Below are 21,144 nucleotides of genomic sequence, written 5' to 3'. Positions count from 1 at the left end.
CCCGGATGAATTGCTGAATAGCGCTGTACATGATGCCGCGAGCGGCAAACCAAGGATAGCGCCTTTTGCTTATATGATCATCCGGGATGCGACAGCTAGGCAGTGCCATAAGCCTTGTTGTATTTGTCAAGTCGTAGGACAGGATGTGTTCGACTACTTCGACCAAACTTCCCGTCGACCCAGTAGCAGAAAAACTCCTTCATAACAGGTAGCATTTACCACCGCCATGTTCTATCGGCTGATATATTCTTAATTAATCAAGTACTCACAACTTGCCTTTATGCACTAAGAGTGAGCTTCTTCTTCCAGACAAATAAATTCCCTTGGAATTACATCCTGGATTGGATCAGGGGTTCGATGTATATTGCTAAAGAAATATAGAACTTCTCGTCGGACGAAAGATATAATTGCTGCAAATTCAAATCTTGAATGTACAGGATATAACTTATTATTGTATCTAACAAAATCCCGGCCATCACCTTCAACTCGGTGAATCTTTCTTTCGATCTCGTCTACAATCCCTATGTAATACTGTTCTCTATCAATTTCTTCAGGTTTTCCGTTCCATGGGCGATTCATAACCCATAGATTTCTTGATTCAGAAGTACGATATCGCTTATCACCTGACGGCTCAAAAATTGGCTTATCTGATCCATTTTCAGATATCTTGCTTACATTCCATTCAACAACTTCTAAACACTTCTCCCAGTCTTCCCACTTTTCTACAGTTGATATCCATAGACTAACCCTATTCCCATACTCAATTTCGAACTCTTTTATTTTCTTATATGAGTCTATTTGCTTGTTCGCATCATTTATAAAATCAAAAACACTTAAGCCGCTATACGCACACAAGCCTTCAATAAGTCTGGATGTAAAAACATTATCATTGAAGAATATATGCTCCGTCATTTTTCTCAATGCATATACATTAACATCCATATACAGGTCGAACTCAGGCGTCGCTTCACCGAAGTATCTCGATCCCTCTTCCGCAAGCTCTTTTTCCAACCGTTCGAATACAATATTTTTCATCATAAATCACCTGGATTAATAATAAAAAATTAATTTAAAATAGCCTATTACACTAGCTTTCAACCTATGCTTTACCACTCCCGTATGATCCATGCACCCGGCGCCAGTGAGCACGTCTTCCTTTTAAACGGTTCCTGCAAAAATCACACAACAACCCAAATCCCCCTCCTACTTTTGAAACCTTCCAGCCTTTCAAGTAGCTTTGTTCACACTTTTCACACTTAATTGCATGATTAACCCTTCGATCAGGAGTTACTGGTAATTTTTTAGAGTTTTGAATGTCTTGAGGGGACTTTTTACGTTTCTTTTTCTTTGACTGCTTTTCCTGCGAATTTACTTGAACTTTCCCTTTCTCATAACTCGTCATAACAGCATTTGAAGGCTTGGATTTTTGATACTTCGCAACAATAGAGTCCGCCTCATGGGCTCCATATTCACGAATACGATGGGCTAACTGGTCAATGAGCGCATCGACAGCTATATGCCGGCTCTTTGACCAGCGGCGTAGAGCCTCCAAGGCTGCAAGACGAGGTTCAACGTCATCCATTAACTTCTGCAGTTCTGTTTTCTCTTGGCCTGAGGGCATATCCATACACTCCCACTATTTCCTTGGCTGCGTTGCTTTATTTATTCAGCAAGCGCTTTCAGCAGCGCATCTCTCGCATCCTGATAAAACTGAATATCAACCTTGGTAGCCATCTCATCCGACAAGTCGTAGAGCTGGCGTCGCGCTGTCACTGGCATCAACAGGGTACTAGCGCCTTTTTCCACTGCCAGTTCTGCAATATTCACGGCATTGCTGATCGGCTCAATGGAACCGCCCAGGTTGATCTCACCCACCACAATAAGGCCGCCTTTCACGGATTTCTTCAACATACTGCTGCACATGGAAATTAATGCTGCGACACCCAGTTTGGAACCTTTTTTAGCTGCATCAAAGGCTCGGAGCTGAACGGTAAACTCATGTGATCGTGGATCTCGATCACCAATTAACTGCTGCGCACGTGCATAAAGATTTTGCTCAGCATATCGCATGGATTCTTTAAATGCTGCCGGTGCCGGATTATTCAGAATCTTCACACCGGAGCCTGGGCCTTCGTTCACTTCGATACGATAAAGCCCAGCGTTGTCATCAAAGTCTGTGCCACCTTCGCTGATTGTCCATATTTGACCCGGTTCAAGCGGGTCATCACCAATTTCGTTATCGGCGCGCAACTCAGGTGTGGCAACAAACTTTTCAATGCCATCGTCACCGATAAAATAACTGAAATGAGTATTACGAAACTCGGCAGCGCCCACTCGCTTCTGCTGCTCTTTTACTCGGCGACGAACTTCCAGCGCCAAACGTGTTGCCCACTCCAAATCCTCATCAGATACTGGCATATCAGCGTCGGGATACATTAATTTGAGCAGACCCGATACCGTTTTATTTACCGCATTGGTATCACGTCCACTCAACGCTCCGCCTAAATGTACTCGGTTTTGCATGGCCGCCACACGGCTTTGAAAACGCAGACGGCTAATACACTCGGAGAAGAAATCACTGACCAAACCAAAATGATCAGTCGTCAGATCCTTGCTCATCTTGGGCACATCCCAACCGGGCAGGTAGCAGTGGATACGGTCCATCCAGGCGGTGTCATCGCGCATCTCCTGAGGCAAAGGGCCAAACAGATGGCCTACCCGCTGCTGATGCTCCACATCCACGTCGAAGTTACCCACAAACACCATGGAACCATCGGCACGGATGCTCTCCTTGCCACGGCTGAATTCACCGGATTCCATGTAGCCCTTCATGATGTTGATCCCTTCCTTGCTATCAAAAGAGATCCCGCTGACTTCATCAAAGCAGACCACGTCATACTGGCATACCAGACCGCGCTGGCCCGAGGCATTGTTGACGAACATCTTGGCAATGGTCGCCTTACCACCGGAGATCAGATGGGCATAGGGCGACACCTGCTGGAACAGATGACTCTTGCCGGTTCCGCGCGGCCCCAGCTCGACCAGGTTATAGTTGCGTTCAACAAAGGGCACCATACGCAACAGGATGGAGTCTTTGGCCCGCTCGGATAGGGCCTCGGATTCAAGACCAATGGACCGAATCAGAAAGTCACGCCACTCATGGCTATCAAATTGACTGCGGGCCTCGGCCATCACATCCAGCACGTTACGCTTGGACATCTGGATGGGACGCAGCTCAGCGATACCAAAAGCATTACCCTTTTCTTCAGCGATGACGGGGTCATACTCCAGCGTGACCTCGGCATAAAAGCCGCCCGTTAACAGGCGTTCATTGTCATCGACAATCTTGTCGGCAATACGCACACGGTTGAGATTAAGGCTGGGCAAAGAGGCAACGTAACCGCCCTCCTTCTCGACAAAGCGGACACTGATAATATCGATCAGTTTGGCCGCACCCTTCTTGTAAGCACGCGCTTTGAACAGCTCCTCTTCACCGGCACGTACAGTGCGGGAGGCCAGCTGGCGCTGAACAATCTCCAGGCCCTCTTCGATCTCCTCGGGATCGGTAGAGGCACAGTAACGCCCCAACATGAACTCGACCACATAGGTCGGCACCGGAAACTGGCGGGCAAAGGTCCGCACCAGATCCTTGCGCACGATATAGCCTTCAAAAACGTCTGCGGCCTTGTTATCCAGAGCATCCAGTTCCACGCGTCTCTCTCCTAACCTTATTCATCACCGACCAGGGTCGGCTTTTTCGCCAGTACATTGCCACTTTCATCCAGCAGCACCAGTACGGCTGTCATGCCTTCAAAGTCATCATCCACCATCAGGCTGCACTTGCCGCCCTTGAGTGGTTTGCGCTTGCAGATTTCGGAGTCCGCATCCGCCGCGTGCGTTCTCAGCACCGCCACCACGCCATCAGCATCCGTTTCTGCCTGGACCTTGCAGGTCAGCCCCAGCCAGCGCAGGTCAGACAGGGCCGCCGTCGCACTTGGACCCGTTTGGACTTGCTGATTGCTGCTGATTTCGATGATGGGCGTCAGGCACTCCTGCAGGCTCAAACCACCGTGATCATAATGCTGGCCTGCCTTGAAGCTGCTGATGCCGGGGGCCATGGCGATGCTGACATCCTTGTTCCAGTACCAGCCCAGCTGTAGATAGCCTGTATCCACCGCATCCTTGATCACGGCACAACGGCCCCAGCGGGTATCGGTCAGGTGTTTGGTCAGATCCACCTTGGACATGGTGCCGGGTGTCAGTACCCAGCCATGATCGGTTACGATACGAATCTTGCGCCAGCCCACAGCCAGGAGTTCATCGACCCGCTCAACCACTTCTTCCAGCAGCGTGTCGATGCGCGCCGCCAGTTTCAGGCCTTTAACATGGCCTTCCTTGTCGATATCACCACTCTGCACCCAGGCATTGCCGGATGGGTCACCCGTCTCGCCCTCTTCCAAGTACACCCAGCCTTTTTCCTTGAGAAACTTCTTCAGGTAATAGGCCGAAAAATCCTTATCCTCATCCAGCAGGCTGGGTTCAAAATCCCGATCGGACACCCGTCCCGTCAGCTTGTCATGGACAGGGGTAACAGCAGCTTTGGCCGTCGCGGTTACTGAAGGCAAGGCTGCCCAGTTGGATGACAATTTGATATTCGCCCTGGATACCAACATCTGCTCCAGCCGCTGGGCGATGTCATAGCGCAAGCCATCCACAAAGAAGACCACCTCACCGCCCGGAGCATAAGCCGCCGTGGCTTCGCTCACCTGACCAACACCCGGATATCCCTTGGCTTTCACCAGATTCTGGAAATTACGAGTCACTTCATCCAGCCAGGGGGTGTAGATCAGCGCCAGCAGTTGTTGCACCAGCGCTTGTTGCCCATTGGACAGTGGGTAAGCCAGTGCCTTGAGCGCCAGGTCATCCACCTGCCAATATTCTTGGCGATAAAGTTCAGCCATCTCTTCGGCATCGATACCGGAGAACACCTGCTGTGTACGCTCGGCGATCTGGCTCAGAAACTCCATTACACCCGCCAAGGGTGCCTGCCCCAACTGTGACCAGATCCAGGTACGACGCTCGGCGTGACGCTGTTCAAGTCGCAGCAGTTGTTGGCGCACCTGGGCTGAGTCCAGTGACAACAGCTGGCTCAGGTCCTGCTCAAGCCGCTGTTCATCATCGGCATTGATCACCGGATAGCTGGCACCATCAGCGGCCAGATCAGGCTGCACCTTCATCAGCAGCTCCGGCAAACTGGGATAGTGGTGACAGGACTCGGCATACCGCTGCCAAACACTCTCCCAAACACCCTGACGCTGACACAGCAACTCCGCTGCCGTCAGTTCGCCATCGCGTTCCGGACTGAAGTGATATTCGGTCTCGCAGATACCCACCAACGCCTGCCAACGGGGCGCATCCCAGCGTTCACGACAGGCTTTGCTGTCATTCATCCAGCTCAGCAGATCCCGTACCGGGTCACTGGACACCAGTTTATTGAAGTCCGGCGCTTCAAGGCGGCGGTTGGCAAGCTCTTCGCGCTCGCTTTCCAGTATTTCGGTGAGTACCCGCAGCATCGCCTGCTGCGACTTGTCATCCTTGGCCACATCCAGACCGGCACCGCCATTGGCCGATATCAGGAATGCATTGACCGTCCAGTCCCGGCCGGTGTTGTTGTAGATCCACCAACAGCCGCGATACTGCAGCTCTGCCAAGGGCTTGAGCACATCGGGGCAATCCGCAATCGCACGCAAGTCGCGGCGCTCTACACCCGGCAAATACAGAATCGGGGTACGGTCCTGCGGCAACTGCACTTCCGATAACACACCTTCGATGACACACTTGATCCAGATGGCCGGTCCGCGCTTCTGCTCGGGGGCATAGTCGCCTAGCACCACCAGCTCCGGCATGGCGGCCTGCAGCAGCGGCAAGGCGGATTCCCACTGGCGCTGCTTGTCAGTCCAGAGAATAACGCTCGGTGCCATCTGGATATTGGAGTTATAGGCTGCGCTGGCACGGACTTCCTCCGCCAGCAGGTCGATCAGTTTCATAGCAGTCCCTGGCGGTTCGCTTCGTACCAAACGAAGGGTGATAGCTCTTTCAGACTTTCTTCATCTTTTCTGCGAAGGTAACGGGTAAAAGCCCTACTTCTCATTTTTCGGTGCTGTTCACTATCGAGATTCAAACGCGAGATTGTCGTCGCAGCGACCTCTGCCACGGCATTATCCAGTTCCGGATTAGGCTTTATAGCACCACTTGCCAGGTTCAAAACAAATGTATCTGGCTGTATCTCAAAAGGATCAAGTAGATCGGTGAATGCGTTCTTGGAGCGATTTGGCCCCAAACAGGACAAACGATAGTTGGACCACTCGTAAGCATCACCCGCGAGGGCCGACTTGGGTATGAAATGGTCCGTGGATGATGCTCCTGATACCCACTCGAAGTAGATAGCCAGGTAGGCACAAACGCCTGAGTAGGCTTCCCACAGCTGCTCGTTGGTCTTTTGCCAATACACCGGAAGTTTACTCGGCTCGGGTGGAGCGCTCTGTAAATCGATCCCTTTTTTATCCAACCAGGCAAGCCCAGGCTGGCGTACCTCCTCGTCAAAGCTCTCTGGCTCTGGCTGTAATTTAACTGGAATCATCACATGAGTCCTTTGGACTTACAGATATAGCGCCAGTTGAACAAGAAATCATCAGCCGGATTCAATGCCCTAACAAGCCTGGTATTCATCTCCTGAAATTCGGCTTTGGAGATCGTATCTTTTTCAAGTAGCTCGGATGCTTCCTTAATCAGTCGCTCATTAGCAAGCGAGCCGGAACTTTTCAAATCAAAGGCTTCACTGGTAAGCCAGTTTGAAGCATCTCCCATCGGCTCAAAGTCACGCTGCCGCAGCTTCACCTCTCCCTGCTCAAGGTCCAGATCAAACCAGGCATCCTGTGCAGGATCAAAAACCGGCTCGACGGATGCCATGATCAGAGGCGAATGGGTAGCGGTAATCAACTGCACATCGGGACGTCGAGTAAGTTGCTCCATGACAGACAACAGCGCCGGAATAATACTGCGCTGCCAGCTGGGGTGAAGATGCGACTCCACTTCATCGATCAGAAAGACCACCTGATGGGTGGGATCTTCCTGCAACAAGTCGGCGGCCTTGCGGTGCTCTTCCCAGGCCCAGACCAGGAAATAAGCCAGCGCGATAATGCGGCGGATACCGGATGACGCATGGACCACAGGAACATCCTGACCATAGGGCATACGGATCGTTGGAATATCGCGGGCCTCGTCCAGGCTGATGCGCGTCAGGTCACCCGGCTGCAACTCCTCTTTATCAGAGGGCGACAGCACTTTCAGCACCTTGACCAAATGCTTGAACGCCGCGCCTTTTTCCTTCTGCCAAGTCGCCCAGTCTTGTACCAGACCATTGCATAAAACAGTGCCATCTTCGGCTTTCAGGCCATGCCATACCTCATCGGGAGCAAAGACATAGGCCGGGCGTCGCTCCTGCACATCTATACCGTTGCGGGTCTGCCAATAGTTGCGCGACGGATCCCATACGGCAAAGCTGCCATCGGTCATGGCATAGAGCACCAAGCCAGGGTTCGCCGGACGACCGGCATTGCCTGTCCAGGCTTCTTCCCTGCGCTGATAGGTGCTTTCGTAGCTAACCTCTTTCACCTTGCCCGAAAACGAAAAGCTGATAGACGAGTCACCCTTGCGCTGAGGCTGAACCTTTTTCCCCACGGTCAGCTTGGGGTTGATTTCAGACGGCCACTTGCGGGTCATCGACCACCAGGCGACATCCAGCAGGAAGCTTTTGCCCAGGCCATTATCCCCTGTGATCAGATTTAGACGCTGACCAAACTCCAATGTCATGGAGGGAGCCGGGCCAACATTGGTCAATTTCAATGTTTTGAACATGACAAAATCTCCAACAGGCTTAGGCCAGGGTTCTGGGTGTCAGGCCGGGGAACAGGCTACGAATCGTGGTCCAGAAGGGTGAGTACTGGCCAGACTCGCTCTGTTGTAAATATCCATCGACGAACAGCGCCAACTCGTCATTACTCAGTTCTTCACTCAAGAACGGCTCAATCGCGGCTGCCCGCATACTGACCAACTTGGGCAGATCAAGTCCCAGCTTTGTAATTGTAACGTCTGCCGCTTCATCGTCTGGTGCCGGATAGATATTGCCATCTCCCGTGAATTTAAAACGCTGCTCACAATCAGAGTCCATCGGCGATACCAGCAAATGCTCATCAAACCAATCACCTTTGAGATTTCCACAATGTCTGGGCTCTCCCTTTTCCAGTTGATTCTGGCAAGAGCACAGCAAATTCGAATAATCCAAGGGGTCAACCGCTGCATCACTCTGAGGTTGAAAGTGCTCGATGTGCGAGTCTTGCTCAGATAAGCGGCGCTCACAGTAGCAGCAGATATACCCCTGCTCCTGCATCAATGCAGTTTTAACAGCTCGCTTTTCAGCCCCACTGAGATCATCGTAGGTCGGCGACCAGTCTTCGTTTTCCAAGGCTTTCCAAGCCGTAAGCTCGGCCGGCTCGGTCCCTTTGATGATAGGCTTCATTTACCAATCAACTCCTTACGCTTGATCAGTACAGAGGCCTTAACCAACTCCGGGTCAGACCCAATCCGCTCCTGCAGCGCATTCAAATCAGCCATCGCCTGCTGCAAGTCACCGGCCTGAATTTGCTGGTGCAACCGCTGTAGATCATCGAAGACATCATCCGGTCGGGTCGTTGGTAGCCCCATAATGTCTTCCAGAATACGGTCCACGTTTTTGCCATAGGACTCCGTCACCGGCACAGTTTCCAGCTCCCCTTTTTCCATCCGTAACAGGTGCAGATGTTTGGGTTGCACATGCGTAATAACATGGGGTGAATGGGTCGAGACCAGGAACTGGCAGTTGGGAAACACCTTACGCAGGTTAGGAATCAGGATGCGCTGCCATTTGGGGTGCAGATGCAGATCCACCTCATCAATCAGGATAACGCCATCCCCTTCAAGCGGGTTGTCACGCATGGGGTTGGCAATGGCCAGACGCCTGGCCAAATCACCAATCATTGCCATCAGACACTTTTCGCCGTCTGATAGCTGGTTAACCGTTAGCTTTTGGCCCTGTTTTTCGACCTCCATACGCAGAGGCTTACGCCGGACTGTGAGGTTCTTGAACTCCGGCATGAACGTGGTCAAAGCACAGCGCACCGCTTCCAACTGCGGGTCGGGAAAGGCATAACCTTCAGGCTGAACCAAATCATCACGATAACGACGGTGCTCGTTTTCCAGATCTTCACGGTCGCGAAACCATTCAAAAAAGGTACGGAAGTTAGCCCCACTGGTTAGGGATTCATCATAGGCATCCAGCAGTTCAAACTGGTGCGAGTTACGAATCCGTAGCGGAATATCCAGCACTGCCCGGTTCACCGGATAATAGGCAAACAGGGGTAAATTGACTTGCCCTTGATGTTCAGTAATCAACGCCTGATAACGCTTGGCCTGTTCAGTCGCACTCAGCAAGACAGACGCATGTTCCTTGCGGCTATGCCCTGAACGTGCTTTGGCCAGACTCCAGGCAAAAGGGACTTTATCCTCACAGACCATTTCAACCGTGGAAACCGAGCTACCGTTACGAATATCCGACTCGGTAATCGGTCGTCCGGATGCAGTTGCGGTACGCATCCGGTTTACCAACCAGGAGAGCATGATCGCACTGGCATCCAGGATGCTGGACTTGCCGGCACCGTTCATACCTACAAACACATTCAAATGCTCATCAAGGTTCAGCGACAGCTCTTTGGCGCCTCTGAAGTTGATCAGCTTAACCTCAGAAATGTGCATCTCATACTCCCGTCCAGCAGGGTTTAATGGTTCAAACAGTCTATCATGCAGTAAATAGGTCGCCGCTATTCCACCCGCTCAAGCTTCAACTCCGCAATCTGCTTTGCAGTATCCAGGTAGTCTGCCAGGTAGGCTTCAAAGGTGAAGTCCCGCTTTTTTATCTGCTCGATGAAGTCCATGATCCATTCACCGGTTTTGTGCTGGTAGCCATCCATCTTCGATTCCGGGGCCATCACGCCCACGGGGTGGCTGGCGTAGTCCGACAGCACATTCAGCGCGGCGTAGCCGTGCTCACCCATTTTCACGAAGTAATCACTGGTGCGGTCGGCAATGGCGTTACGAAACTCGATTAGCTCTTCGGCACGTTTGCGTTTGATCTCCGCCTCTGGCGGCAGGCGCAGATCAAACACCTTGCAAGTCAGCGGCAACATCCACTTGGCCGGCACGTGGTAACGCTGCAGGTTACGCAACTGGGAGACAAACAGCCGCTCCAGCTCATGGATACCGGCCAGGTTCTCTTCCCAGCGCTTCATCGCGTCTTCCAACTGCCGGGTATGCGCAAAGCTGATCTCGACGCTTTTGCTGCCGAATATCACACCGTTCAGACAGATCCAGCGGCAAAAGCCGATCTCAAAGCGCAGGCGGTGGGTACGGTTGTAGCTGTTGGTAATGCGTACAAAGGGCGTCCAACGGTCTTTCTCCCAGGGTTCGAACTCACTCTTGGTATGAATCAGGTCGATATGACAGAAAGACCGGGTTTTGGGCATGGTCACATTCAGGCACTGCATATCCTTCATGGATGTCATCTTGAACACTGTTTGCATGGCATCTGCCGCCAGGTCGTAGGCCTCCCGGTTGGTGATCAGCCGATAACTGTCTGTTACTACCGCAAAGGTAAGGCCCTTATCCGTATCGACTACCGCCTGGTGGCGCGGCAGTTGTTCATAATTGATGCTGCCGAGCAGGTCGATATCACCGGTGGCAGACCGAATATAAACCGGCTTCAGCTCCACCGGGAAAAACGCCTGCGTGACATCCTTTTCTTTCCAGCTGCGTTTCATAGGCTCAGCTCCTTGCCGCCTGCTTCTCTGCCAATGTCAGATGATGCTCATTGATGCGGTCGCCTTCTTTGCCGTCGTATTCCAGGCCCAGGTGGTACCAGGGGGCGGAGGGCACATCTTTGCCGCGATCTTTGCTCCATTTAACGTTGGGTTTGAAGCGCAGGATGCCCGCGCCTTTTTTGCCCAGGTCTTTGGCCAGCAGGAAGGGGCGGATGTTAAGGCGCACGCCGTCGTTGAGGTCGGGGTTCCAGCCGATGGGTTGTTCCGCCAGCGGTTTCCAGCGCACGAAGATGTCGTAGGGCTTTTCGCCTTCGAGGATCTTTTCCAGCTCGGTTTTCAGGGTTTCGGCAGCGGCGAGGCGGATATCGGCACCGTCTTCGCCGTTGGCGACACCGGCTTGCTGGGTGCGAATCCAGTCGCCCAGATAGGTGTAGATTAGGCGCTCCAGCCCGGCCTTGTCCAGCTGGTGGTAGTTGACCAGGGCGCTGAAGCCGTCTTTCAGGCCATCCCACACATGCCAGATAAAAGGGCGGTTCTGGAACAGCTTGCAGTGCTGCTCGAAGAACTTGTCGCGTAGCCAGAGGCTAAGGGATTTGCTGCCGACGGTTTCCAGCAGGCGGTTTTTCAGCGGTGTGGTCCACGCCGTGCCGTAGGCATCCTGTAGCAGGGCTTCCAGACGCTGGTCGGCGGCCTGTTCACCGCGCACCGGCGGCAGGCAGACGATACCGTCATCATCCACATGGTCTTCCAAGTCCTGACAGCGCAGCACCCAGGCACGCTGCTCTTCCGCCAATTCCATGTCGGCATCCAGCTCGGCTGGCCAGCGGTAACCCAGCAGACGCGCCACCGCCACCTGCAGCACAGTGTCATCAACCCGCAGCTCGCCCTTAGCGGTCCATTTGCGCTCTTCGTCCCAGATCACCGAGCCACAGGGGTGGCCGTGGAAAATCCACTGAGTAGGGTCATTGGTGTAGGGCTGAGGTAGGCCGTTGGGGTATTGCTCTTCAGCAACTTTGGTCCAGTGGTCAAGATCAAAGGGAATCTTTACTAAGGTCGCATTAGTAACATTTTTCTTTTTATCTATCTTGCGCACTTCATCATGGAAATTTTGACTGAAGCAAAAGGTCCAAACTGCTGCCAAGTTATCAGTATTTATCGGAATAATCGCCGCACTTGACTGGTCATAAATATCCCCCGAATAAATAGTCGCAGGCAAAGACCTTGTCTGTCGAATCGCAACACCCTTTTTACCCCAAGCCTCAACCCCCTGAACTCTAGCTTGACTCGAAGTGCTGAGACTACCATTACCTCTTTCCCATCGAATCATGCCATCCCTTCCATTGAAATGTTTCGATACATCACAAGGAAGCTGGAAAAAACCCCAAGTATCCTGGCAGTTATGATTAGGTATCTCCCAATACTGATATAGATACCTGGGCGCATCTCCGTTCTGCAACCCCACATATGAACCTGCGAGAGTAGTCAGCAATGGGACCGTTGATATTTCAAACAAACCTATTCTGAAATCAGGGTTTTTCAGCTGGTCGAGCTGAGAATAACGCTCCGCACTCCCTTCTTTTAAAAAATAGTTCTTCTCAACGCAACCCTTTAATTTCGTAGCATCAATGCCGCAATAAGAGCTTTCAAGACTAGGATGTTTTTTAGTAAAAGATATTAAAGCTGTAAAAGCACCGGCAGCTTGGGAGCTTTCAAAAGCATGTTCACCCAAGTCAGCCAAACTATTCCAAGTTACACTTCTCAATAGTTCTTCTCGAACCTTGTCGTATGATTTCAAGAATAACCATTCATGGGGGGTAACTGCCGTTAACGCTCCCCCATCCCCAAGCATCTCTTTTAAGCGCAATACAAAAGCTGTTGCGAGATTTGTTTTTCCGGCAGAGAAGTTCTTTTCAATATGTTCTTGAATTTTAAAATCTAATTGCTTGGTTTCTTTAAATGGAACATTTGTTGTTATCCATTGATACTTTTCGACAAGTAAATTAGCTGCTTTTGCTGTTCCCTGGGCAACAACACCAAGCTCATCAGTTTCAAAGTTGTTTTTTCTTGCAAGAGCTTTGTCTAGCGCAGACATTACTACAGACCAGTCCAGTTCAAACAAAGATCCCTCATTCAAGCCTAGCTCTGGCTTGATCAAGCTGCCAAGAGCAGGAGCATTACTGAACTGCTCATACAAAACCTCAAGTGCTAACCGCAGATCTCCATCCTCACCAGCCAAAGTTAGCCACTCTTCTTTCTTTGCACTCAGTGGCAAGCCAGAGCAAGCAATATTAAAATTTGGCAGGCTGCGGTAGCCACCCGCATCCGGAAAGCGCCAGGCTTCCAGCGCTACGGCAAAGGCGGCCAGCTCAACACAGCGCTGATCCAGCTCCAGCCCGTGCAGGTTTTCACTCAGCACCCGGTCGATGGCTTGCTGCGCTGTGAGCTGTTCCAGCTCCATACGCATGGGCACCAGCATCAAAAACGCGGCCACCAGAAAATGACCGGAACCGCAGCAGGGGTCGAGGGTTTTCAGCTCGCTTAGCTGCTGCGGCCAGCTGTCGAAGGTACCGGAAGCAGGTTGCCAGTTTTGGGTGTTTCGGCCGATATTTGCTCCTGCAATATCGGCACTTCCTACGTCCTGTAGGTCGTCTTTTACAAAACGGAGGTAGCTCAGTGGCACACCGGGGATGGCGGCTTTGTCACGCAGTTCCTGTTCGCTCTGGGCATTTGCAAAATCCGTATCCGACAGGCGTTTGCCCGCCCACCAGGCACCCAGGCTGTTATCCAGCAGGAAGCTGACCATATAGGGTTCGGTAAACAATTGGGTCACCGGGGCCAGTTCATCGGCACCGATCTTCACCTCGGATTTGTTCACTTCCTCTTTGCGCTTGCTCTGCCAGAACTGGTAGACCCAACCGAGACTATCCTGAGCTTGGAAGGTTTCAGGTGCCAGGCCAGTCACCAATTTCTCCAGGGTACGCTGATGCTCCGGTGCCAGCTCCAGCTCAAACACAGGTGAGTCGATTCGGAAGATCTGCGGCAACATCTTGGAGGCCAGCACTCCGGCCAATTCCCAGCCGGTGGTGCAACGGGCTTCCAATTCATCACGGGCGATATCCGGCTCCTGCACCAGCTCGTTGCACTCCGCCAGGGTCAGCGGCGTGTGCTCGTCGTACATCAGTAGGCTGTTCTGTTCCAGAAAACGGGCAAACAGCATCCGGTGCCAGTGTTCGTAGGCGACCTCGGTCACCAGCTTGCGGATGCCTTGCTGGCCATTGTCCTGCTTACTATCCCCCAACTGGCGGCCGTGGGCACGCAGGCGGTTGCGCAGGTTGCGCTGGGCATCGTTCAGGTAATCGGCGGGTTTGGCCTCGCCGACGCTCAGGCGGGTCAGGGCCTGAGTCGCGGCCTGTTCCGCCACTTCACGAGCTTTACCCACGGTGGTTTCCAGCGCCTTACGCAGAGTGCGCTCCAGTGGCTGACGGGTGTGGTTAAAAATGCTCATCAGAATGTCACCGGTCCTTCATTCAGTTTATCGAGTACCTGCTGTTTCACCTGTTCCAGCCAGGTGTCCAGATCCGCTTCGGATTCAAAGGTGGTTTTGGGCAGGTTGATCCGTTGCAACTTGGGCTGCAGCAGCTCCACCGCTTCCACACGTGCGCTGTCGAACTTACCCGTTAGGGAGTCGGTGCGTTCGCTCCACAACTCCAGGCTGACTTCGTTGAGACTGTCGATCACAGCTTCGGCATCGTTGAGGGCTGGTTCATCCAGCGTCAGCAGTTTGCGCTTGGCCAGAATCCGGTTCTGTTGTTGGTCATCCAGCTGCTGCCAGTGGCTGTCCGCCTGCAGTTGCGCCAGACACTCGGCGTGGCGGTTCAGATAGGCTTTAACATGGAACTGGATCGCTTCCCGCAGCTTGGTCACTAACTGCTGGATCAGGCCGGTCACCGGGTTGGGCTCGGCCAGCAGGGAGCGCTGATCGATAATGGCCTCCACTTCGGTCTGAATGGGGCCGTGGAAGGCCAGGCCTTTGCTCAGCGCCAGCAGCTCCTGCAGTTGCGTCCATTCCGGGCGGCGGGCTTCAATGCGCTGGGCGGTCTCGGCCCAGGCCTTGATCGCCTGCTTGATGGCGTCCTGCTCATCCAGGGCGTATTTCAGCTGGGTATTGCCGGATTGACGTGCCAGTTCATCAAACAGCCGGGTATCCGGTTTGGCGGGCAAGGGTGCTTCGCCCCCGGCTTTCTGTGCCAGTTCACGGCCCTTTTCCGCCAGCAGCGGCAGCTTGGCCGCTTCTTCGCCGGGCTGGTTTTCAATACCGGAGGCAGTCAGCAGGCCACGGATCTTGATCAGATCCACCGGGCGGATGGTAATGCTTTCCGGCTTGAAGTTGGTTTGGGTGATCTGCTTGCGCTCCAGTTTGGTCACCGCCACCGGATTGTTGCGGGCATCTTCGGCCAGCAGAATGCCGCTGGCCAGCAGCACAAAGAGGGCACCGTCGATGGCATCCTGCGGCCAGCCATAAGGCGCAGACAGGAAGTGTTCACGGATCTCACTGCCCTTTTTGGCGACCCCGATAAAGCGTTTGATGGCGGCACAAACCGGGTGTTTTTCCGGCTCGTCACTGTGGCCCACCGCTTCCAGGGCGTTCTGGCCGCCCTCTTTACCGGCGCGGTCGAACACCTTGCCCCAACCGGCATGGTCGGCCTGGTCAAAGTCACGGTAGAGGCGCACCAGAGAGGCGCGGGCAGCGGTTTCAATGCGCTCGGCAATGCTGTTGCCTTCCACTTCATTGCCACCGGCCTGAAGCACCTGGACGCCATCAAAGATTTCACGCAGCAGGGTTTTCACCTGCTTCTGGGCGTCGCGGTGGCGGGTTTCCATGGCGGTGCGGGCGTCTTTACCGGCATCGGTGTTGGGCATACCGCGCTTGTCGAGGGTAGTTTGCGCCGCGTGTTCGGTGACGATGGCGTTGTTCAGCTCGGAACGGTTACGGGCCGGTACATGGATAAAGATGGTCGGCTCACCGGGGTTACGGCTGCGGGCATCGGCGAGGAAGTGCTTTTCATCCAGGCTCCAGCCATCCTGCACCCAGGCGTAGATTTTGTCAGCGGCATCACGGGGCAGCTCGGGATCAAAGCAAGGGTAAACGGTGCGCGGCTCTTTGCAGTTACCCTGGGTCAAGCGCACCTGGGCGATCTGCTGGCGCAGCTCCTTGTGCAGCAGGTCAACACGGATATTTTCAATGCGCTGCTGGTTGCCGCGCAGGTCGGCTTCTTCCTGACGCAGGGTGTCGTACCACTGGGCGCTTTCCTGGGTCTGCAGGCGGTACTCGGTGCCCACGCTGGTTTCCATCGGCATGACCAGACCCTCGTCGGCCAGCGCCTGCAGGAGCTTGGGCACCCGGTTGCGGATCGCTTCCTTACCGCTGTTCAGGTCATCGATCAGCAGGTCGGCCAGCATATCGGCGGTAGCGCGCACGCCGCAGTCGGCAGTGGGGTCGGTCGGCAGCTTACCGATCAGCAGCACCAACGCCAAGATGCGGGATTTGAACTGCTCATCCTCATCACCGGCGGACAAGCGGCCAATGGCTTCGGCGATCTCCTTGGAGATGACACCGGTCTGCTGCAGGTTGACGGTGATCTGGTTGTAGATAAAGTCCGCCGGTACCACATGACCCAGCGGCTGATCGGCCGTGGCCTGGGCGGCTTCGTGGATCACTTTCAGCTGGTTACGCAGCTGGGAGGCGGTGCCGGTGGTATCGACAATACGCAGCACCTTCTCCCAGAAACGGCGGCGTACCGGCAGCAGCGGATAATCCGCCAGCATCACCTGCTCATCATCCTGATGGTGTTCGATCTTGGTACCGCGCAGCTGGCGGGAGATCTCCCCCAGGTTGGTTTTGATCACCGCATCCAACTCGGACTGGGCCGAGGGTTTTTTCTGCAGGATCACCTTGCGGATCACCGATTCCACATCGGTATCGGAGAGCTGAATCGGAATCTGGAAACGCCCCAGCAGGCGCTGCAGGTTGGGCATGCCGGAGAGCGCACTCTGACCGGTGGCAACAAACAGCAGCTTGTTCTCGAAGGTGGAGTGCTTACAGCAGGTTTCCACCACTTCCTGAACCTGGTGTGCCTTGTCGGTATCGGTACCGACATACTGCTGCACCTCATCGAGCACCACCAGGGTCAGCGGGAACTGGCCGTTCTGGGCCAGGGCATCATGGATGGCATCGACCATCTGCTGGTTGGTGACATCGTTGACCTGCGGGTACTGCATTTTGAGCAGCTGGCGCATCTCTTTAACGTCACTAGCCAGGGTGTCGTCGGCCTGCATCAGCGCACGGGCAATACTGCGGGACACGTACAGATCTTCCAGTTCGTCTTCCCAGACATCGTCGTCGGCTTCAACTTGGGCTTTGACCTGCTCCAGAATGCCCTCTTTCTTCAGCCAGAGCACAAAGCGAGCCTGATGATACTGCTCCGGCAGACCGGCAGACTTGAAGATGATGTTCAGCAGCGCCAGACGCACGTTATTGTTCGCGCCCGCCCCCAGCGTACCTGAAGCGGCATGCAGGCCACCGTGGCGGCCGGCAGCGATGCTCAGCTCTTTGAAGTGGTCCTTGATCTCCTGCGGCAGGTCGGCAATATCGCGGGCACTGACACCATCGCCAAACGGCTGGTTGGTCCAAAGCGCACGCAGCATTTTGGCCAGGTGGGATTTACCGGAACCAAAGAAGCCGGAGATCCAGACACCCGGCTGCTCATGACCATCACCCAGGTTGCGCAGGTAGGCCGACAGGATCTTGTCGAGACCGGCTTCATATTCGCCATCACAGACAAAGGTTTGCAGCTCGTAACGCAGGGTTTTGAGCGCCTGTGCTGATTGGTCGTCCTTTACTTCGGCGACACCGTTGTTTTCCAGCCGGTTTTGCTGGGGGTCCAGTTGGTAGATATCGCGGTTCAGCATCCTGTGCGTGCTCCCTTGTCGTGTAGCCATCTATTCATCAACGCCCGCCGGTGTCGCCGGGTGTGGTTCTGTTCTTTCAGTTGTTTGCAGTGCTGCTGTTTAATGTCAGTTGTCGGCGGTAATCGCTGTGGCCTGATAGCCCCAGCCATCGCGGGCATCCAGCAGTCGGTAGCCGTTGTCGATGTACTCACCGGGAAAGAGCACCAGCAAGCGGCCCGGTACATGAGCGGCCAGCTGTTTGACGAAATCCGATACTGAGGCAAAGCCAAACAGGGTGCCGCAGCCGACCAGAGTCACCAAAGTGTTTTCGTCCGCCTCGGCCTGAATCTGTTCGGCCAGTTTTTCCACCGATTGGCGTACGAAGGTTTTGTACTTGGGCTCCAGATCTTCGGGGTCTTCAAAGTAGTCTTCCCGATACTTCTGCGAGGCCATCCATTCCGGAAACAGGCGGGTGATGTCCAGTTCCAGCCATTGATGTCCGGCACTTTCGGTAGCCAGGCGGAACTCTTCTACCCGTGCCCGCAGCTTGAGTTCATCTTCCTTGTGGTAGACGGCAAACAGCACCCGCTGTTCATCGGCAAGCCCTTTCATCCAGGGGATGCTTATATAGCTGGCGTAGCTTTTGATCAGGCGGTTCAGTCGGTTACTCATGCTCTATTACTCATACAACCAGGCCTCTTCTTCCTTGGTCAGGCAATCGGGAAAGGTGATTTCAACCACTTCACTGGAGTGCTTGAAGCGTAACAGACCACTATGGCTGGCTGAGCGGGCCAGCTCCAGCAAACGCTCGGTGCGGCATTCCAATACACGGGTCCACTCGGTATTGAACAAGCGGTTGCCGGTCAGCCCCTGCAGGTAACCCATGAACAGCGCAAAGGCGACGTTGACCGGGCGGATATCCGGCTCAGTACGATGTTTTTTAGTGCGGCCCTGCAGGAAACCGGCGTTGGTCCAGGTGCCGTTGACGTTCTGGGCGATGGATTTGAGCGTCGCCGGGCTGTAGCGATCCGGGCACTGTTCGGCGAACACCTGCTCCATCTCTTCACGGGGCAGCCATTGGCCCAGCTCCAGCTGCAGAATCTTGTTCATTGAGATGCGCAACAAGGGATCACGCGCCAATCCCATCTGGCAGGCTAATAGGGTTCGGGCCTGTTCATCTACTTCCCAGAAACGGCGAAAGATGCGGAACAGCGGAATGGCGGTATCCATGCCGTAGAGGTCCACCAGATGCTTCCAGGTCAGCTTGCGGGACTTTTCCGTTGGCTTGTGCAGGACATTGAAAAGCTCCACATCTTCCTGGTATTGAGCGGCGGTGGCGTCCATGTTGCGACCGTGAAACAGCTCGGTGATTTCAGACAGCATCATGGTCCGGCTGGCATGAACGCCATTACGGCCATACTTGAAACCGAACTTCTGCTGGGATTCGGTCGAGATCATGGGTTGGGTGTCTCCTGGGTAAAACCGGGGGCAATGGACAGATTCGCCTGGCGGTAAACGCTGGCGGGATTGAGTAACGCCAGCTGATATTCATCCGGCGAAAGCCTGGCATTCAAGCTGCAATCGACACCCCAGCGGCGCAGCCAATAACCGGCGGTGGCGGCTTTAATGTTCATCTGCAGAGTTTCGCCGGGGGCAAGCCCGTAATCCAATTCGATGGCACGTTTGTGGGCTGCTGCGGGGTGCGGCGCCAGCTCTACGACCAGGCAACGATTCCACTCGGCATCCTGCCCGATGCTTTCTACCGCCAGATCGATGGCGGTATTCAACTCATCGGCCTGAGTGATCCGCGTCAGCACAAAATCACGGAACTGGGCATGGGTGCGACAGTAGGCCCGCACATGCCAGCGCAGTCCGGTATTAACCAGGCTGTGCGGCACGATCTCCCGTTCGGATTCGCCACTGCTCACGGATACGTAACGGATCCTGATCGCCTTGGCGGCATAAATGGCACGGGATACCACTGCCAAAACGTCGAGGCTTGGCTGGTTCAATGTAGGCGCGGCATCCACCAGAATCGGCTGTTCACAGGGTTCCTGCCCTGCTGCTTGGCCAAGGGTCAGCGTCTGCAGGGTATGCTCGCGGTCGTAGGTGAATAACGGCTGGAATTGCGGCGTGCGGCGGTACACTTTATCGCGATGATCATAGTCCAGGTTGGACGGCGCCAGCTCGCGGTAGAGGGTGAAGTCGCGGGTGGCGTTGGACAGTGCAATGCCGAAACGGTGAACCAAGTCCTGGCGCGTGACCTGACCACGAAAGCGCGCCAGAAAATCGATCTGCCACAGGCGCTCGCGCTGGGTGGGTGAAGCGGTATCGGCTGCCATCGTTGGCATGGGGTGCTGTCCTTGGGTTGCTGTGTCATCGTTTGGTGGTCATAAAAATGATGATAGCAACCTGCTGTGAACAAAACCACTTCAGTCTGGGGAATTTGGGATTACCCACTCAAGCATCTACACACCATGATGGCGACTTGGCCAGTCTGATATTCTCCGGCCCATTTAAGAGCATATATGTACGAGCGCTCCTTATCGGAGCTAATTGATCATGGAGGTCGACTAGCAGTCTGTCGGATTAACGTGGCTCGTCGGAGTGACAGAGCCCTTTATCGCTTTCAATGATCGCCAAACAGCCATCATGACCTGTGCATTCGCTTTACCGCTGTTCGATCCCCTATGCGGCTGTCACAGGCGCTTATTTCCAGCAGTGTCTGTCAGCTGGCCACTAAGCGATGCATCCGCTTGATATTCCATGCCAAGGTGGCCAAACGCCACTCACCACTGACGTTGGCCAACCCCCGAAGTGAGAACTGCCGGAACCCCATAACGTGTTTGATGATGCCGAACACGGGTTCCACGGTATGTTTGCGCAGTGCATAACGGGCTCGACCGGCCTGTGTTTTCAGGCGATAGGCCATATGCTCAACGGGATCTTCACTGTCCGGTGCCATCGGCTCGGCCGCAAAACGCTCGAACAGTGGCTGGTGGTGGACGTCTCGTTTCATGGCAATAAGCGGTTCAATACCTTGCTGGCCGCACACCTTAACATTCTCAGCACTGAAGTAACCGGTATCCGCCAGCAGATGGGTCACCTTGCCCAATGAGGCTGGCAAGGCGGTCAATGCGTTCAGCAGTGGCATGACTTGTTGCTTGTCATTCGTCGCTTGCGTGACGTGTACAGAGGTGACCAGCATGCTCTCAGTATCCACCGCTGCCTGGGCGTTATAGCACTGATCAAAGCCCTTGCCCGTGACCGGCATGATGCGTGACTG

Annotated in this window: 15 protein-coding genes; all 15 read right to left on the bottom strand. The window is 54.2% G+C overall.

The window, feature by feature from the left end; translation table 11 throughout:
• Positions 1-285 precede the first annotated feature (285 nt).
• On the bottom strand, positions 286-1,035 hold the full coding sequence (locus KTN04_RS15800) for a hypothetical protein (protein WP_217336201.1): 750 nt from the start codon (positions 1,033-1,035) through the stop codon (positions 286-288).
• A gap of 64 nt (positions 1,036-1,099) precedes the next feature.
• Positions 1,100-1,627 (bottom strand): hypothetical protein, encoded by a 528-nt coding sequence (locus KTN04_RS15795; RefSeq protein WP_217336200.1) that lies wholly within the window; start codon positions 1,625-1,627, stop codon positions 1,100-1,102.
• Between the two features lie 35 nt (positions 1,628-1,662).
• The gene (gene brxL / locus KTN04_RS15790; RefSeq protein WP_217336199.1) at positions 1,663-3,711 is read right to left on the bottom strand and encodes a protease Lon-related BREX system protein BrxL; all 2,049 of its coding nucleotides are present in this window, start codon (positions 3,709-3,711) and stop codon (positions 1,663-1,665) included.
• A gap of 17 nt (positions 3,712-3,728) precedes the next feature.
• A complete protein-coding gene (gene pglZ, locus KTN04_RS15785; protein ID WP_217336198.1) occupies positions 3,729-6,047 on the bottom strand; it encodes a BREX-1 system phosphatase PglZ type B in 2,319 nt (772 codons plus the stop codon).
• Positions 6,044-6,640: an HNH endonuclease family protein gene (locus KTN04_RS15780; RefSeq protein WP_217336197.1), complete on the bottom strand. Its 597-nt coding sequence runs from the start codon at positions 6,638-6,640 to the stop codon at positions 6,044-6,046. The genes pglZ and KTN04_RS15780 overlap by 4 nt, the downstream gene beginning before the upstream one ends.
• On the bottom strand, positions 6,640-7,917 hold the full coding sequence (locus tag KTN04_RS15775; protein WP_217336196.1) for an AAA family ATPase: 1,278 nt from the start codon (positions 7,915-7,917) through the stop codon (positions 6,640-6,642). Before KTN04_RS15775 ends, KTN04_RS15780 begins: the two co-directional genes overlap by 1 nt.
• Positions 7,918-7,936: 19 nt before the next feature.
• Entirely contained in the window at positions 7,937-8,578 is a 642-nt protein-coding gene (locus KTN04_RS15770; RefSeq protein WP_217336195.1) for a retron system putative HNH endonuclease, read from the bottom strand.
• On the bottom strand, positions 8,575-9,849 hold the full coding sequence (locus KTN04_RS15765) for an AAA family ATPase (protein WP_217336194.1): 1,275 nt from the start codon (positions 9,847-9,849) through the stop codon (positions 8,575-8,577). Before KTN04_RS15765 ends, KTN04_RS15770 begins: the two co-directional genes overlap by 4 nt.
• Before the next feature lie 65 nt (positions 9,850-9,914).
• Positions 9,915-10,910, bottom strand: coding sequence for a DUF932 domain-containing protein (locus KTN04_RS15760; protein ID WP_217336193.1), 996 nt, complete (start codon positions 10,908-10,910; stop codon positions 9,915-9,917).
• Positions 10,911-10,914: 4 nt separating this feature from the next.
• A complete protein-coding gene (locus KTN04_RS15755) occupies positions 10,915-14,415 on the bottom strand; it encodes an Eco57I restriction-modification methylase domain-containing protein (RefSeq protein ID WP_217336192.1) in 3,501 nt (1,166 codons plus the stop codon).
• Positions 14,415-17,879 carry a BREX system P-loop protein BrxC gene (gene brxC, locus KTN04_RS15750; RefSeq protein ID WP_217336191.1) on the bottom strand — a complete coding sequence of 1,155 codons (3,465 nt, stop codon included), beginning with the start codon at positions 17,877-17,879 and terminating at the stop codon, positions 14,415-14,417. Before brxC ends, KTN04_RS15755 begins: the two co-directional genes overlap by 1 nt.
• 105 nt (positions 17,880-17,984) lie before the next feature.
• Positions 17,985-18,530: a BREX protein BrxB domain-containing protein gene (locus KTN04_RS15745; protein ID WP_217336190.1), complete on the bottom strand. Its 546-nt coding sequence runs from the start codon at positions 18,528-18,530 to the stop codon at positions 17,985-17,987.
• 6 nt (positions 18,531-18,536) lie between these two features.
• Entirely contained in the window at positions 18,537-19,316 is a 780-nt protein-coding gene (locus tag KTN04_RS15740) for a hypothetical protein (protein WP_217336189.1), read from the bottom strand.
• A complete protein-coding gene (locus KTN04_RS15735; protein WP_217336188.1) occupies positions 19,313-20,209 on the bottom strand; it encodes a helix-turn-helix transcriptional regulator in 897 nt (298 codons plus the stop codon). The genes KTN04_RS15740 and KTN04_RS15735 overlap by 4 nt, the downstream gene beginning before the upstream one ends.
• A 377-nt stretch (positions 20,210-20,586) precedes the next feature.
• Positions 20,587-21,144 (bottom strand): transposase (locus KTN04_RS15730; RefSeq protein WP_217336187.1); only part of this gene is annotated, 558 nt, incomplete at its 5' end.

Source organism: Marinobacterium weihaiense, from assembly GCF_019061305.1.
GTDB lineage: Bacteria > Pseudomonadota > Gammaproteobacteria > Pseudomonadales > Balneatricaceae > Marinobacterium > Marinobacterium weihaiense.
This window is presented reverse-complemented; position numbering and strand designations above follow the sequence as displayed.

Excerpts from the sequence above, each read along its gene's own strand:
- KTN04_RS15800 (WP_217336201.1), bottom strand. The coding sequence starts at position 1,035 with ATGAAAAATATTGTATTCGAACGGTTGGAAAAAGAGCTTGCGGAAGAG.
- KTN04_RS15795 (WP_217336200.1), bottom strand. The coding sequence starts at position 1,627 with ATGGATATGCCCTCAGGCCAAGAGAAAACAGAACTGCAGAAGTTAATG.
- pglZ (WP_217336198.1), bottom strand. The coding sequence starts at position 6,047 with ATGAAACTGATCGACCTGCTGGCGGAGGAAGTCCGTGCCAGCGCAGCC.
- KTN04_RS15780 (WP_217336197.1), bottom strand. The coding sequence starts at position 6,640 with ATGATTCCAGTTAAATTACAGCCAGAGCCAGAGAGCTTTGACGAGGAG.
- KTN04_RS15775 (WP_217336196.1), bottom strand. The coding sequence starts at position 7,917 with ATGTTCAAAACATTGAAATTGACCAATGTTGGCCCGGCTCCCTCCATG.
- KTN04_RS15770 (WP_217336195.1), bottom strand. The coding sequence starts at position 8,578 with ATGAAGCCTATCATCAAAGGGACCGAGCCGGCCGAGCTTACGGCTTGG.
- KTN04_RS15765 (WP_217336194.1), bottom strand. The coding sequence starts at position 9,849 with ATGCACATTTCTGAGGTTAAGCTGATCAACTTCAGAGGCGCCAAAGAG.
- KTN04_RS15760 (WP_217336193.1), bottom strand. The coding sequence starts at position 10,910 with ATGAAACGCAGCTGGAAAGAAAAGGATGTCACGCAGGCGTTTTTCCCG.
- KTN04_RS15755 (WP_217336192.1), bottom strand. The coding sequence starts at position 14,415 with ATGAGCATTTTTAACCACACCCGTCAGCCACTGGAGCGCACTCTGCGT.
- brxC (WP_217336191.1), bottom strand. The coding sequence starts at position 17,879 with ATGCTGAACCGCGATATCTACCAACTGGACCCCCAGCAAAACCGGCTG.
- KTN04_RS15745 (WP_217336190.1), bottom strand. The coding sequence starts at position 18,530 with ATGAGTAACCGACTGAACCGCCTGATCAAAAGCTACGCCAGCTATATA.
- KTN04_RS15740 (WP_217336189.1), bottom strand. The coding sequence starts at position 19,316 with ATGATCTCGACCGAATCCCAGCAGAAGTTCGGTTTCAAGTATGGCCGT.
- KTN04_RS15735 (WP_217336188.1), bottom strand. The coding sequence starts at position 20,209 with ATGCCAACGATGGCAGCCGATACCGCTTCACCCACCCAGCGCGAGCGC.